This window comes from Bacillus sp. Je.9.29.b (genome assembly GCF_051129925.1).
Taxonomy (GTDB): Bacteria; Bacillota; Bacilli; order Bacillales; family Bacillaceae; genus Bacillus; species Bacillus safensis.
Window position 1 is genome coordinate 46383 of the sequence record NZ_JBCPSO010000003.1, and the last position, 16543, is coordinate 62925.

At 42.4% G+C, this 16543-nt stretch carries 10 protein-coding genes; 3 read left to right on the plus strand and 7 right to left on the minus strand.

Annotation, left to right across the window (positions count from 1 at the left end):
* Genes AAZR19_RS06465 through AAZR19_RS06490 form a run of 6 tightly spaced genes read right to left on the minus strand, consistent with a single transcriptional unit; the run spans position 1 to position 12618 of the window.
* A complete protein-coding gene (locus AAZR19_RS06465; RefSeq protein WP_434702635.1) occupies positions 1–7149 on the minus strand; it encodes an amino acid adenylation domain-containing protein in 7149 nt (2382 codons plus the stop codon).
* A gap of 15 nt (positions 7150–7164) precedes the next feature.
* A complete protein-coding gene (locus AAZR19_RS06470) occupies positions 7165–8073 on the minus strand; it encodes an isochorismatase family protein (protein ID WP_434702637.1) in 909 nt (302 codons plus the stop codon).
* An 18-nt stretch (positions 8074–8091) separates the two neighbouring features.
* On the minus strand, positions 8092–9711 hold the full coding sequence (locus AAZR19_RS06475; RefSeq protein ID WP_262090779.1) for a (2,3-dihydroxybenzoyl)adenylate synthase: 1620 nt from the start codon (positions 9709–9711) through the stop codon (positions 8092–8094).
* A 27-nt stretch (positions 9712–9738) separates the two neighbouring features.
* Positions 9739–10917, minus strand: coding sequence for an isochorismate synthase DhbC (dhbC, locus tag AAZR19_RS06480; protein WP_349905989.1), 1179 nt, complete (start codon positions 10915–10917; stop codon positions 9739–9741).
* A gap of 26 nt (positions 10918–10943) precedes the next feature.
* Positions 10944–11729 (minus strand): 2,3-dihydro-2,3-dihydroxybenzoate dehydrogenase, encoded by a 786-nt coding sequence (locus AAZR19_RS06485; protein WP_041105831.1) that lies wholly within the window; start codon positions 11727–11729, stop codon positions 10944–10946.
* A 4-nt stretch (positions 11730–11733) separates the two neighbouring features.
* Entirely contained in the window at positions 11734–12618 is an 885-nt protein-coding gene (locus tag AAZR19_RS06490; RefSeq protein WP_434702640.1) for an alpha/beta hydrolase, read from the minus strand.
* Between the two features lie 533 nt (positions 12619–13151).
* On the opposite strand from AAZR19_RS06490, the gene AAZR19_RS06495 reads away from it, so the two are divergent.
* Positions 13152–13370, plus strand: a complete 219-nt coding sequence (locus tag AAZR19_RS06495) for a hypothetical protein (RefSeq protein ID WP_041105827.1) — start codon at positions 13152–13154, stop codon at positions 13368–13370.
* Between the two features lie 161 nt (positions 13371–13531).
* Here the strand turns inward: AAZR19_RS06495 and AAZR19_RS06500 are convergent, their stop codons facing one another.
* Positions 13532–14389, minus strand: a complete 858-nt coding sequence (locus AAZR19_RS06500) for a hypothetical protein (RefSeq protein WP_349905985.1) — start codon at positions 14387–14389, stop codon at positions 13532–13534.
* A gap of 109 nt (positions 14390–14498) precedes the next feature.
* Between AAZR19_RS06500 and AAZR19_RS06505 the strand changes: the two genes are divergently transcribed.
* Together AAZR19_RS06505 and AAZR19_RS06510 are read left to right on the plus strand one after the other, a co-directional pair.
* The gene (locus AAZR19_RS06505; protein WP_434702643.1) at positions 14499–15446 is read left to right on the plus strand and encodes a DUF4885 family protein; all 948 of its coding nucleotides are present in this window, start codon (positions 14499–14501) and stop codon (positions 15444–15446) included.
* Positions 15443–16399 carry a DUF4885 family protein gene (locus AAZR19_RS06510; protein WP_434702645.1) on the plus strand — a complete coding sequence of 319 codons (957 nt, stop codon included), beginning with the start codon at positions 15443–15445 and terminating at the stop codon, positions 16397–16399. The genes AAZR19_RS06505 and AAZR19_RS06510 overlap by 4 nt, the downstream gene beginning before the upstream one ends.
* The last annotated feature ends 144 nt before the right edge of the window (positions 16400–16543 follow it).

The window sequence follows — 16543 nt, forward strand, 5'->3', positions numbered from 1 at the left end:
TTAGTGCTTTTGTTTGACCCGATGCAGTGCGTTGTCTAAGATGACACCAATTTCTGCTAAGGGTTTAGGCTGGCACATGTCTTTGTGCCGGCAATGAATGTCGTGCTGTTCAATTGTTCCGTTGATATAAGGTGCCCATGCTTCGGGATCAATTGGTGTAAACCAATCTGGGATAATGGTAGATCTAAAGAATAATATGTCCCCCTGATAAGTTTTTGGCTGATATTCTCCGAGCAATCGAACTGAATTCACATAGGTTTCTTTTAGATTTCTAATGGCATCTTCACTTAAGCTTGCTAGTGCACTGCCATCTTTTTTCAAAATGTCGACGGCACTTTTCATCGTGAGCGGTTCACCTGTTAAGGTATCTGGATCATAACCGCCGAGCGCAAGAAGAGCAATTAGTGCTTCTTCTTCATCAGGTGCTGCTTTAATCGGTAAGAAATGATTTGGATAGGCATCCAGCATCGCAACGAGTGCGATTTCTTCACCTTGCTGCTGGAGCTGTGTAGCCATTGCCTGTACAACGTTTCCGCCTAGTGACCAGCCAAGAAGATGATAAGGACCTTTTGGCTGAATCGTTTGGATGTGCTTGATGTAATCCGCAGCCATATCATCTAGTGTGTGCGGGTAGTCATCTTTTCTTGCGATTCCTCGAGCCTGTAATCCATAAATAGGGATGTCTTTTTCTAATGTATTCAAGAGACCTGCATAGCACCAGCTCAAACCACCTGCTGGATGAACACAGAAGAGAGGATATCTTTCTCCATTTGTTCGAAGCGGCAGCAAGATGTCTAGTGCGTTTTCATCGCTTCCTGTTTCTAGTTTTTCTGCCAAACTTGCTACATTTGGTGCTTCAAACAATGTTCCAATGCTTAGTTTGACACCAAGTGCATCACGAATGCGGCTGATTAAACGAACCGCAAGTAAGGAATGCCCGCCAATGTCAAAAAAGCGATCGTCTATGCTGATTTTAGGCAAATCAAGCACCTCTTCAAAGAGATGACATAGGATTTCCTCTTTCGGGTTTCTAGGGCCGCGGCCATCCGTTTGCTGTACATGCAATTGAGGGGCCGGCAGTGATTTTTGATCAAGCTTCCCGTTTGCTGTAAGCGGCATGGTGTCAATTTGTACATATGCCGCGGGCACCATGTAATCAGGAAGACTGGCTGCTGCAAACTGACGAAGGGTCTCTGTATCGAAACGGTTTTCTTCAGTTGGGACGATATATGCGACTAAGCGTTTGTCGCCAGGCTGATCCTCTCGCATCATGACGGCAACTTGTGCAACTGTATCGTGGCGTGCCAGAACGGCTTCGACTTCTCCAAGTTCAATGCGGAAGCCGCGTATTTTAATTTGATGATCAGCTCTGCCAATGTAATCAAGAGCCCCTTCTTCTGTCCAGCGCGCAAGGTCGCCTGTGCGATACATCCTTGTGCCAGGTGCGCCATAAGGATCGGCAGGGAATCGATCTGATGTCAGGTCAGGTCTGCCTAAATAACCTCTTGCAAGGCCAGCTCCAGCTACATACATTTCACCTGTCGTCCCAGGGGGAACAGGCTGCAGGTATTCATCTAGAACGTACACGTGTAAATCAGGAATCGGTTCGCCTATTAAACTGCTGGAGTTCTTTGTGATCATGTCTCGATTGAGTTCATTGTACGTAACGTGTACGGTAGTTTCTGTGATGCCGTACATGTTAATGAGCTTTGGCTTACAGTCTGAGTGACGACTGTACCAATCTTCTAATCTGCTAAGCTCTAATGCTTCACCGCCAAAGATGACATAGCGGAGTGATAATGCTTGACCAAGTGTTTGTTGTTCCTTGTCTATCTGCATGAGCTGATAGAAGGCAGAAGGTGTTTGATTAAGTACAGTCACGTCTTCCTCAACTAGAAGCTGCAGCATCTCTTCTGGAGAGCGAGAGATGGTATGAGGTACAATGACAAGTCGGCCGCCATATAAAAGTGGTCCCCAAATTTCCCATACTGAAAAGTCAAAGGCATATGAATGGAACATTGTCCAAACATCTTCTTCATCAAATTGGAACCAATGTTCAGTAGATGTTAGAAGACGGATGACATTTTGATGTGGGATGACCACTCCTTTTGGTTTCCCTGTAGAACCGGATGTATAAATAATATAGGCCGGATGCAGAGAAGATAGCGGCTCAATTCTGTCTATATCAGCCGGATTGTGATTTGGCATAGTCAGCAATTGATCGCTCGTTTCCTTTTCGTCTAACAAAATCAAATCGCAATCAGCAGGGAGGTGCACTGCATCTGCTTTTGTTGTGATGCTGCAAACTGGTTTGGCATCTTGTATCATGTATGCCAGCCTGTCTGCTGGATAATCAGGATCAAGCGGAACATAGGCTGCGCCTGCTTTATGAACGGCTAATAAACTTACGAGCATATCGATTGATCTAGGCAGGGCAAGTGCAACGAACTGTTCTGGTCCAACGCCTTTTTCTATTAATAAATGAGCAAGACGATTGGCTTTGTTGTTTAACTCTTCATAGGTCAGCTGCCTCTTGCCATCCGTTACTGTGACCCGATCAGGGTATTGCTCCGCCGTTTTTTCAAATAAGGCCGGGAGACTATGTGCTTGGTCTAACTGAGCAAAAGTCTTTTTGTCAGGGAGAAATGTTTGCCGCTCTTTATCTGATAAAATGTTCACTTGACCAATTGGCACGTGTGGGCGCTCAGTCACTTCAGTTAAAAAGCGCTTCATTCTGTCAGCGATTGCTCGAATGGTGCTTTCTTTAAATACATCTGTACTGAATTCAAACAAACCTGTTAATCCTGCTGCTGATCCAGTTTCCGTTCTTTGTTCTGTCAATTCGATGGTCAAATCAAATTTAGCTGACCCTACTGGTTTCACGTAAAGATCTGAGTCAAGTTGTGTCAGCTTCATTTCTGCCTTCGGTGTATTTTGGAAGGCAAGCATGACTTGGAACAATGGATTTCGTGATCTGGACCGGGTTGGATTTAGGATTTCGACTAGACGTTCAAATGGCAGATCCTGATGCTCATACGCTGCTAAGTCAACGTCTCGCACTCGCTTCAATAGCTCACTAAAGGTTGGATTACCAGCTGTATTTGTACGTAATACTAGTGTGTTCACAAACAATCCCACAATGTCGTCAAGTGCATCGTCATTCCGTCCAGCAATCGGACTGCCGATTGGGATATCTGTCCCCGCTCCAAGGCGTGTCAGTAATGCTGCAAGTGATGCTTGAAGCACCATGAACAAACTCACCTGATACTGCTTTGCAAGCTCAAGGAGGTTCTGATGTAAAGCGGGTTCAATCGTAAAGTCTATCGTCGCACCGTTGAAGCTTCCTTCCTGTGGACGCGGGAAGTCATAGGGAAGCTCAAGTTCTTCAGGCAAGTCATGTAAGGCACTTTTCCAATAGCTGAGCTGCTTGGCAAATAGACTATCCGTCTCTTCTTCACTGCCCAACAGCTTCTGCTGCCAAATAGCATAGTCAGCATATTGAACAGGTTCCGCTGGCAAGGGGATAGATTTTCCTTGTATACGGGCTTCATAAGCAGCCGCTAAGTCTCGTGTCAATGGTGCAAGTGACCAGCCGTCACCAGCGATATGATGCAGCAATAGAAGCAGGACAGACCGATTTGCATCAAGCATGAATAATTCAGCTCGAAGTGCAGGTTCTTCTTCAATCTGAAAGCTATAGCGAATGGCTTCGTTTAACTGATTCTCAATTTGTTGATCGCTTGAAGCTGTGACATGGAGTTCAGGCTGAACACTTTTGGGGTGTAAAATGACCTGTCTTGGCATGCCGTTCTTATTTGGAAAAATGGTTCTAAGGGTTTCATGTTTTTCAGTGATATCTGCTAAAGCACCAATGAGAGCTGTTTGATCTAGTGTACCTGTCAGCTGAATGACAAGTGGAATATTGTAAGTTGGACTTGGCCCTTCAAGGCAATGAAGGAACCAGAGCCGTTTCTGGGCAAAGGATAACGGAATCTCATCTGGCTTGTCTTCTACCTGAAGCGGCGGCCGAATGTCCTTCGCTTTGTCAATGTGCTGCGCAAGCTCAGCAACCCGAGGAGATTCAAAAATGGTACTCATGCTTAGGTCTGCACCAAGTGTATCGCGTATACGTCGAAGCAGACGAGCGGCGAGTAAGGAATGTCCTCCTAAGTCAAAGAAACTATCATCTATGCCGATTTGAGATAGACCCAGGGTTTCTGCAAATAAACTACATAACATGTCTTCTTGTGGTGTTCTAGGTGTACGCTCAGAACTGACTAAAGACATATTTGGTGCTGGTAATGCTTTGCGGTCGATTTTGCCGTTTGGTGTAAGTGGAAGTTCTGGCAAAACGACAACAGCAGAAGGCACCATGTAATCAGGAAGTAATGCAGCCGCAAACTGCCTGAGCTCTGAAGGGTGCAGAGAAGAGCCATCTGTCAGCACAACATACGCACAAAGCAGCTGCTGCCCAGGTTGATCCTCACGAACGATAACAGATGTATGCTTTATGGCTTTATGCTGCATCATCACTGTTTCAATTTCACCTAGTTCAATACGGAAGCCGCGGATTTTAATTTGATGATCAGCACGACTGATATAATCAATCGAACCATCTTCACGCCATCTGGCTAAATCACCAGTACGATACATTCGTGTGCCTTTTGTGCCGAATGGATCAGCAACAAAACGTTCAGCCGTTAAATCATATCGTCCAAGATATCCTCTGGATACTCCTTCACCTGCAATATAAAGCTCACCGATTGATCCTGCTGGGACTGGGTTTAGTCCTTCATCTAAAATGTAAATGCTCGTATTCCAAATGGGTTTACCAATTGCCGGCCCGCTATTCTCCCGGTGTGCTGTGACATTTTCCATCGTAGACCAGATCGTCGTTTCTGTAGGTCCGTACAAATTAGTAATGTCACATTGAAGAGATTGCAATGTGTGCAAAAGGGAGGCAGGGAGTGCTTCACCTCCAACAAGAACACGCATACCTGTGATCACATCAGGGTACTCATCTGCTAGCGCATGCCACAACGTTGGCGTTGCCTGCATGATTGTGACATGATGAGAACGAATCATGTCTGAAAGCTTTGCTGGTTCTTGTATGGTTTCTTTTTTTGCCAATAAAATAGCAGCACCATGTAAAAGCGGTAGGAACATTTCCAGCCCAGAAATATCAAAGGCAATGGTCGTTACCGCTAAAAGCTGGTCTTCTTGATCTAATAAAAATGAATCTTGCATAGACAATATAAAGTTGATCACATTTCGTTTTGTTACAACAACACCCTTTGGTTTGCCTGTCGATCCTGATGTGTAGAGGATGTAAGCCGGGTGATGTGGAGAGCCCTCGCTCCAAGTCGGATTGAGGTGCGGACTGTCTGCTATCTCCTGATGAACAGTTGCATCATCCAGCTGAACGATGTGCGGATGGTCCAAACCGTCTGCTGTCTCTTTGACTGTGAGCAAGCACGCTGGTTTGGCATCTTCTAGCATATAGGCGACACGATCGTTAGGATAATCAGGGTCTAGTGGCAGATATGCGGCTCCCGTTTTGACGACGGCTAATAGACTTACGACCATATTGATGGACCGAGGCAGAGCAATTGCGACAAATTGTTCTGGTCCAATGTCATTTTTTTTCAAATAATGAGCTAATTGATTAGCCCGCTTATTCAACTCCTCATAGGTCAAAGTAATTCCTTCAAACTGTAATGCTTTTGCTTGTGGTGTTTTGCTCACCTGTTTTTCAAATAGTTCCCGTAAAGATTCCTTTGGTAATTCTCGTTTTGTATCATTCCAGTGCTTGAGGATGTTCTCTTTCTCTTCAGACAAAAGAAGGTTGAATTGACTGATCGTCTGATCTTGCTCTAGTCCGGTTATTTCCTCCAGCAATTGAAGAAAACGCTGCTGATGAGCGTCAACTGCTTGCTCTTTGTAAACGGCAGGGTTTGCATCAAAGTCGATTTGAAATCCGTTCCCATCCGCGCGGTCGTATATGTTAATCGATATATCATCTACGGGTCCTGCTGAAAGGTTATGTGCTTGACCAACGCTCTGATCGAACATGAGATTATAATCAAATGGCATGATATTGATCTGTGGGCCAAATAATCGCTGATTTCTTCCGATGAGTTTAAAGTCTCTCCGCATGTCCTCGTGACGATATCTTTGATGAGGGCGAATGGCTTTTAGTTCATCAGATACTTGGCGAACAAGTGCTGAGAGTGTCATTTCTGGTTTGCATGTTAAACGAAGCGGTACCAGGTTCATGACCATTCCTGGTGTTTGTAAGGCGCACGATCCAAGGCGCATCATCACAGGTAATCCTAAAACAATATCATGTGCACCAGTCATACGATGCATATATAAAGCGGATGCTGCAAGGATCATTTCATGCCACGTACCACCGAAGGCTTGAGCATTTTTTTTCATTTTGCTTACCTTTTTGGCATCGTAGCCAGCCGTTTTTCGGATAAAATGATCCGACGTTCTTGGGGCAAGCTCAGCAAGGCTGACAATTTCAGGTTGATCAGCAAAGCGATTTTTCCAAAACGTTCGATCAGCTTCATATCGATTGGACTGTCGATAAGTGGTCTCCTCTTGGACTACGTCATGTAAGGCTCCAAATGTTTGAGGAGGCACAGGTGTTCCTTGCGATAGGGCTGAATAGACCTCAGCAACACGACGTGCAATGAGCGAAAAGGCGAATCCATCAATGGCAATGTGATGAATGCGCTGATACCAGATAAATCGGTCGTCAGCAAGCTGAAAAAGTACTTCACGGAATAATACATCTTTCTCTAAAGAGACTGGTGTTGAAAGATCTGTCTTCATCCATGCTTTAGCCGCATCAAGCGGCTGTTTTTCATTTTGTAAATGAATCAATTGAAATGGAATCTCTTTCTTAGATGAGAACCATTGCTTTGGACCGTCAGTATCCTCAACGAAGCGCATATACAAGGAATCTGCTTCTAAGACAGTCTTTCTAATGGCGGCTTCAAAATGTATGGGATCAATAGGACCTTTAATATCTATATACTCAGCTGTATTGAAAATAGGATTAGCTGGATCAAGCTGCTGCGCGTACCAAATGCCTGATTGGGCACCGGTTAGTGGGAATGAATCGACTGACTGGATCGACAAGGGTCTATACCTCCTTTACAAGTAATCGATATTTGGGATAGATGGCTGTTTTTCTGGGAAAAGAAGAGTCCGCCAATGAGCGAGCGTTGGATTTGCGGCAAGCTCAACGAAATTAACTGTCGCTCCTTGCTGCCTCCACTTTTCCGCTAGGCTCATCATTCTAATAGAATCAAGCCCAAGGTAGACGAGATTCTCATCAAGTGGTATTTCATTTGGCTCGATATGGAGATACTCAGCTACTTGGTGAACGATGGTCTCAAAGGATAAATCATCACTGTTTGCTTCTTTTCCTGTTAAACGACTGATGATTTGGTTTGTCGTTGTGGTGACTGCACAGCGTTCAGCTGCATAGGTCATGGCCATTTTGTGATGTTTCAGTGAAAAGTCAGCGACGGCATCGGCGACAAAAAAGGTTTCAATATCGAGCATGAATGCTTCTGCGGCTGTCAGCATACAGCCAATATGTGCATATACGCCAGTAATGATCAGTTGATCACGCCCGCCTTCTTGAAGGATATCCAAAAAATTAGATTTCTTGAATGCGCTATAACGCCATTTTGTCAGCATTGTATCTGCTTCAGATGGAGCAAGCTGATCAATGATTTTTGTCAATGCTTCATCATCACCAAGTCCAGGTCCCCAAAAATCTGTTAATAAGGCACGATCCTTCGGGTCTTGGTCACCAGGCTGAGCCGTGTAGACGACTGGAATGCCAAGTTCATTGCATGTATCACGTAATTGTTCAATATGCTGAACTAACTCTGTGACCGGTGATGTATCTTGTTGAAATGCATTTAAAAAATATTGCTGCATGTCATGTATTAGCAGGACAGCACGCTTCGGATCAGGGATCCAGTTCACTTTATTTTCGGGTAAATCTTGTGTGCTTGGCATTGGATATGCAGGAATAGTAGGGATTGCCATGATTTTCACTCCTCATTTTTATACGTTGGCAGTATGGATTGCAGCTAATTCTCTTAATGCTTTTTTACTGACTTTGCCTACACCTGTTTGTGGGAATGCATCGATCCATTCAATGCGGTCAGGAATTTTATAGGCTGCAAGTCCGCGTTCTCTTAGAAATGATTTTAAGACGTGCGGTGCTGGTTTGTTGTTTCCTTTCGCAATGACAAAGGCACATGAGCGTTCGCCAAGAAATGGATCTGGCATAGACACCATGGCGGCATCATGAATGTCAGGATGGGCAAGTAAATGGTTCTCAACTTCTTCAGCGGCAACCTTTTCGCCGCCACGATTGATTTGATCCTTGTCTCTGCCTTCTACAACAACATTTCCTTCTTTGGTTATTCGCACGATGTCACCTGTTCTGTAAAAGCCATCGGGTGTAAATGCTTTTTTGTTTTGTTCATCGGCTTTATAGTAGCCGCGAATCGTATAAGGTCCTCTTGTTAAAAGATGTCCAGCCACTTCATGCGGGACGGGCTTGTCCTCATCATCTACCACTAGTACCTCATCATATTCAGACATTGGGCGTCCTTGTGTATGAATAATGACATGTTCAGGATCATCTAATCTGGTATAGTTGACCAGACCTTCTGCCATGCCAAAAACTTGCTGTAACTTACATCCAAGGGCAGGCATCACTCGTTTTGCTGCCTCAGCACTGAATTTAGCACCACCGACTTGTAAGACCTCAAGACTCGATAAGTCATCTGATCGATGAGGAGCGGCCTCTAGCCAAATCAATGCGATAGGTGGAACGACAGCGGTAATGGTCGCCCGTTCTTTTTCAATGAGTGGAAAGACGACATCAGGGCTTGATCCAGGTGCAAGAACGACTCTACCGCCTGCGTATAACGTCCCAAGGACGCCAGGTGAGCTTAATGGATAGTTGTGCGCAACTGGAAGTGCAGCTAGATACACACTATCTTGTGTGAGCTCGCACACCTCATTGCTTTTCCAAAGACTATAAATATAGTCATCATGTGTACGAGGAATGAGCTTTGAAAGGCCTGTGCTGCCTCCAGATAACTGAAGAAACGCAATATCGCTTGCCTCTACATGAATTTGAGGATCGAGTGCTGGATCCTTGCGCAGATCATCCAAGCCAAGGAATTCCTCAGCTTCCCCTGCAACAATGACATGAGGTAATGAGGGAAGCTTTTCTTTCACTTGACGTGCGAGTGATCGATAATCAAAGCCGCCATCAATATCTGGTATGACATATGCATCTGCTTCGGCAAACTCAATAAAATAAGTGATTTCACTGCTTCTATGAGATGGCAGAGAGAAGACGGGTAAAGCACCGATTCGAAATAAAGCGAAAATGACTTCAAGAAAAGCAGGAATGTTAGGAAGCTGTACGACAACTCGACTTCCCTTTTGAATTCCAAGCTGATGAAAACCGGCGGCAAGACTGCTGACACGCTGATCAAGTTCTTGGTAGCTTATGTGCGTATCAGCGTATGTAATGGCTGTTTTATTTCCTAGCGATGCGGCTCGTTCACGAAGCATACCGCCAAAGGTTTCCCCACGCCAACAGCCGTTTTCACGGTAGCGTTTTGCAAATTCTTCTGGCCATGTAGGTGGTTGAACAAACATGTTTTTGTCATCTCCTATTTATTTTTATCACTGATGGATGCCCATCGCATGAAGCATCGTGTTGAATTTTGCAGATGTTTCAGCTAGCTCTTCTTCTGCCTTTGATCCTTTGACCACTCCTGCACCAGCAAAGAGACGCAGGGAGTGACCCTCAGCTTCTGCACAACGAATGGTGACAATCCAATCACCATCACCATTTGTATCTGCCCAACCGATCATTCCTGTGAAAAATCCTCGATCGAAGGGTTCAATCGCTTGAATGGCTTCACGTGCATCTGCTGTAGGTGTTCCGCATACTGCGGGTGTTGGATGAAGGCTAAGCGCCAAATCAATTGAGGACACATTGGAATCTATTAATTCACCTTTGACCACAGTAGATAAATGCCACATCGTTTCTGTTTGTATGACGGATGGTGATGCAGGCACATCTAGTGTATGACAGTGTGGAGTAAGCGCTTTAGTGACAGCTTCGACAACCACTGCGTGCTCGTGTAAATCCTTCGCTGAAGTAAGGAGTTCATCACGGCGGCGCTGGTCTTCTATTGGATCTGAACTGCGCGGCCGAGAACCAGCGAGTGGATTAGAAATCACAGATGAACCAGTTTTTGAAAGAAGCAGTTCAGGGCTTGCCCCAAGAAGTGTGCGCTTTTGGGAAGCCTTCGGGTCAGCTATATTTGCAGCAAACGTATAGCCAGTCGTATTATGACGAGCCAGTCGTTCGAGTATTGTTTTCGTATGAATGTCTTGATTTGATTTGAGATGGAGAGATCGAGAGAGTACGATTTTGCTAAGCTCTCCGTTCTCAATTTTAGCTAATCCTTCGTTCACACCATTCATGTAGACCTCTGGAGAGGGGACAGGTGTCACCTCATAGGATGGCGATGCCGCTTCTGACTCCTCATCACCTTGTTGAAATTCGAGTGGATCACTAAACTGTACATGGACTGGTACATTTAAACGAACGGGCTGCGCCGGATCAAATGGGACAGCACCAGCCACAATCGGTGTTTGGATACCAGTTTGTTTGGCATCGTCAAATACATGCGCTACCCTTGTGGATAGTTCATTTAGCTGATTGGTTTCAATATGCTGGAAAATCCCTTCGGCAAGTATTGTGCGTTTAGGTGAAGCAAGAAAAAAAGCGCCTGGCTGATAGTCTTGAAGCAACTGTATTTTTTCTTCTGACGACAATAATGAATGTTTCATGAAAAGGCCTCCTTTTAAATGAAATGCTAGATTCCGAGTGTTGCCCCGCCATCAATCGTGAGGTTCTGCATCGTAATATGACTGGATTGCTCAGATGCAAAGAAAATGACTGCATCAGCAATGTTTTGAGGATCAGCGATTTTTTGTAAAGGAATACCGGTTTTATACGTCTCTAATGAGCCTTTAATTACCTGATTTTCTCCTTGTTCATCAGACCATAAAGCCCATTGCATGGGTGTTGCGGTAGAGCCGGGAGAGACGACATTGCATCTGATTCCATAAGCAGCCAGCTCTAAACCAAGCGTTTTTGTAAATGAAGTAGCTGCTGCTTTTGAAGCAGCATAGGCAGCCATATTCATTCTAGGAATGGCACCAGCGTTAGAGCTGACGGTCACAATGACCCCATCTGATCTTTTCATCATGTATTTGGAGACAGCTTGAGATACGTAAAAGACACCATGTGTGTTGACTGCGAAAGTTTGTTGCCAGTCATCTGCACTAAGCTGGTCAATAGAACTGATTCGAAGAATGCCTGCTACATTGACCAGTAAATATATAGGGCCAAGCTGCTTTTCAATTTGATCAACAATGTGCTGAACAGAAGTTTGATCGGTGATGTCACCTGGATAGGCAAAGGCACGTATCCCTTCATCCCTCATTTGCTGGACGGTGCTTTGCAGCTGCTCTTCATTTGCGTCAACTGCTGCAATAATCGCACCTTCCTCGGCTAGTCTTTTTGCGACTGCTTGTCCAATACCTTGTCCTGCGCCTGTGATCAGGGCAATTTTTTGAGATAGACCATTGTGTTTCATGTGTTCACTGCCTTTCCTTCATGTCTGTGGTTGTGAAAGGATCATTATGATAGAGTGCAAAACGAAAAGCGTAATTCATCAGCACCGGTAAAACGGACGTATGTCCTTCTTCAGGGAATTCATGATAGGACGTATGCAAACCATATGCGGATAAAGGCAGCATACGATTTGCTAGTGAATTTGCATGATCATTCATTTGACATGGATGATGTTTTTCTAACTCACCTACACCTACAAGCAGCCTGACATCCATAGGCACCTGATGTATATGATTGGTGAATTGGTGTTCTTTTTCTAGAAATAATTCTTTGTTCCAGTGGATAGAAGGACTGCCCGCAATATATGTCTGATAAGCATCAGGGTGCTCAAATAGTGTGTGTAATACAAAAAGACCGCCAAGAGAGTGTCCAAACAGTGTTTGACGACTCTGGTTGATCGGAAAGCGCTGCTCGATATAAGGCTTTACAATCTTTTCTAAAAAAGAAAAGAACGCAGAGGCCCCGCCATATGTATGGTTGGAGAAGTCCTTTCTTTTGCCACCAATGGAAGCGTCAGGGCCGGTAAGAGTGAGATCATAATGCCTGAGCGGATGATAGGGCGCTTCTGTCTGATAGCCAATTCCAACAATGATGGCAGGTACAACACCTGTTTTTTCAGGCCTTCTTGACTGTAAACGAAGTGCTTCGACCATTGTGCCAAAAAGTGAATTTCCATCAAGCACGTACATGACTGGAAAACCAGCCGCTGGAGGAGTAGTATTCGGTTTAAATATAAAAAGTCTGTATGGGTGTGCTGTGATATCCAGTTGCTCCGTCCCGGGTATAAAAAAAGGACGGCTTTCTCCGAAAAGAGAATTCTCAGTACCCATTCCTTCAGGGCGTTTGGACATGTGTAAAAAATCCCCTTCCTCAAATTGACTCTCATACGATGATAAAAGCAGGCTTGCGGATATAGGATGAGTGTAGAGATTGAAGAATGGTCTCTTCAAATGAAAATGATTCTCAATTATCACGCAAGCAAATCAAATGATAATGGTTATCAATTATGAAGTCAAATGTTCATTAAGTTGTGTAATTGACAATTGAATTAAAATATTCAGAAAATAAAGGACTAAATAACTACCAAATGATTGGAAATAGGGAGTGCCGGACCGTGCAAGTAAAAAGAAGAGAAATGCCAAAAAGCCTTGACCTTCTCGGGATATTTACCATTTTCTTCTGTTTGATTCAGGAATATATATAGGTTTTTCTTCTTGAAATCATTTTGAGGAAAAATAAGTCTATAGACCTTCTTGTATTTTTAGGAAAAAAGAGGAGGATTTTTCGAAAAGCTGGTGATCATATCTTACAACTTATTCAATATTATACGTAAATTCATATACAATTTTCTAAGGGAGACAAGAGCGAAGGGAATGTAGGCAGAATGAAAAACCCATTAGGAAAGCTGAGGCTGAAATTGCTTGAACATCAGCTCAAACTGAAAAATTCGTTTACAGTGGAAGAATATCATGAAATGAGGCAATCATTACATGAAATACGGATGACATTTGCGGCCTATGAACAATGGGATTTATACCAGCGGGCCACCGATATGATCACCATCCTCCTCTTTCAACACGCCCTCAAGCAAAACCACCATTAACACTTTCACTTTTTATGAGCAGTGTATTTCTTATGGAAGGATGGTGCTGTTTGAAGAGTGGCAAAAGATCATATAGCATCAAAAATGCGGCAATGAAAAAAGTAAGGGATGTTCCCTTACTTTTTGATCAATCGGTGTACATGTCTGTAAACACCATTCAATTAGAATCCATCTGTAACATCATATTCGTAACGAATATCGGCTTTGACATTGCTCATAGTAGATCTCGCAGTAGCCTTTGCGTTGTACTTAAAGCTCCATTTTTGAGCCACTCTTAATTGATCTTCCAGAGAAATACGGTAAGACCCACTTGTTGCAGATGAAAAAACGGATTCGTTCCAAATCTTGTTTTCATCAGCCATCAGTTTGTGTGTGACATTTCCTTGGTTAGGCGATTGGGTACTAGTTGTTGAAATCGATTTAACGATTGCATTTTTAGGGATAGAAGAATTGTTCGTTAAATCCATTGTAATGATAGAAGAATCAACTCCTAAAAAATTCAAAGAAGTATTCCCCAGGTTGGTAGCGGTCCCCGTAAAGTTGAATGTACTATTTCCAGATTTAATTCGATCTTGAATGGATACAGTAAAATACATATTTCCTGTATATGTGCCACGAGTTACTTTCACAAAATAAGTTTCTGAAGTTGAAGTAACTTCATCAGTATTGGCAAAAATAAACGGCGTAATTGAATCAGGGTTAATCACCCTACTTCTTTCATCTGAACTTTTCGAATTATACACCTCGATTTTCATACCTGTATATTGCTTATTATACGAACTTCTGACATAAACTCTTTCACCTTTATTGATCGTAAACTGATAATACGCTTCATTTTCACCTTCAGGTAAGATTGTCGTATCTGAACGACTATTTTTCCAATATCCCATTAAGCTGGCTGTGTTAGGACTGTTATTCCCCGTAATAGCCGCCTCCGCTGAATGAGGTGCAAAAAAACTAGTAACAAGCACCAAAAACAATGCTGGTAATAAAAAATGTTTAAAGATAGTATTTGTCATATTTTAACCCTCCTTGTAATAATTACTATATCGGATCAAAACTAACAAATTTTAACTTAAATGCCGATATATTTAATAATCACTATTTTTTTAAAAAAGGAGAATCAAAATGAATATTAATTCGTCATACACGGCAGTTGCTTCAAACAATCAGAACCGAATAGACTCTAAAGATCAATCAGCTATTAAAAGTACAAACGAGGTAATGACCGAAGCTGATAGAAGAATGAAAATTTTAGATGAAAAATACGAAAAAATAAATGAACAAAATAAACGATTCAAAGATCCTCATGGTCATATATTTGATAAGTATCGAAATCCAAACTCCCCTTATTTCAGAAACGATTTAACTAAACCGGAAAGAGAGGCGGCTTACTCTATTGAAATTGGATGGGCTAATAGTGGAACAGGAGGACATTTTAATTCTAATGATGCCGCCTTTCGTAATGAAAAACGGTATGACCCTACCCAAGAAAGTGTAGAAAAGAAAATACTCAATCGCCAAAAAGTGAACGAACAATTACAAGATTTATTCTCTAAAAACGGAATATCCATTCCTAAAAACACAAATCTAACTTTTACCATTGACCCGAACAATTTTAAATTGGTGGTAAGTGGTTCAAAAGACGAATCGCTGATGAAACAAATAGAAGACTTATTAAATACAACCAACAATACAAGAGAATTATTTTTCCATATTATGAAAAGCAGAAATGATGATTCTACTCAATTCACACCGGATTCTCTAGCAAAGTTCCATCTTGTCAATCAAATCAAAACGGTGACAGGCTACAATTTAAAGGATTTAAGCATTGTAAATGGTCAATTTGTAACGGATAAAGGAATCAATATTTTTGATATATACAAAGAAGATCTCATGAAAAACCCATACACAGCAGAAAATGCACGAATTGCCGCTTCACATTACGGTGCACAGCTATTTGACCTAGCGAAAAACGGGTTTGATTCTATTCCCGATTTGGTGTTATCTATTGGTTATCAAAACGGTTCTTTATATGACATTGGACAAAAGGTGAATTACGGAGTATCAAAGTGAAGATAAATACATTGAACACGACAGCTGTTCTAAATAAGCAGAACCTTCCAGACTTCAATAGCCATCCAGCTATTAAAAGTACAAATGAGGTGATGACCGAATCTGATAGACGGATGAAAATACTAGATGAAAAATATGAAAAAATAAATGAACAAAATAAACGTTTCAAAAATCCTCATGGTCATATACACGATAAGTATCGAAATCCACGCTCGCCTTATTTCAGGAGTGATCTAACTAAAGTAGAAAGAGAAGCTGCATATACGATGGAGATTGGCTGGGCTAATTCTGGAAAAGGAGGTCAATATGACTTTAATGATGCCATCTTCCGTAATGAAAAACGGTACGATCCTACGCAAGAAAGCGTAGAGAAAAAAATATTCAATCGTCAAAAGGTCAACGAACAATTACAAGGTTTATTCTCTAAAAATGGTATAACCATTCCTAAAAACACAAATTTAACTTTTACCATTGACCCGAACAATTTTAAATTAGTGGTAAGTGGTTCAAAAGACGAATCGCTGATGAAACAAATAGAAGACTTATTAAATACAACCAACAATACAAGAGAATTATTTTTCCATATTATGAAAAGCAGAAATGATGATTCTACTCAATTCACACAGGATTCTCTGGCAAAGTTCCATCTTGTCAATCAAATCAAAACGGTGACAGGCTACAATTTAAAAGATTTAAGCATTGTAAATGGTCAATTTGTAACGGATAACGGAACGAATATTTTTGATCTATACAAAGAAGAACTTCTTAAAAACCCATATACAGCAGAAAATGCGCGCGTTGCCGCTTCACATTACGGAGCACAGCTATTTGATCTAGCGAAAAACGGGTTTGATTCTATCCCCGATTTGGTGTTATCTATTGGTTATCAAAACGGTTCCTTACAAGACATTGGGCAAAAAGTGAATTATGGGGTTAAGAAAACGATAGATTAGAAAAACGCACCCGAACATGCCATGTTGGAGCGTCGATTACATGTGTGAACGGCAACAAATCCAAATTCTATTAGCGATAACGAAGGACTCTATAACAATTGATGTTACAGAGTCTTTTCTATTGAAATGCGCTGGTTTGCACAA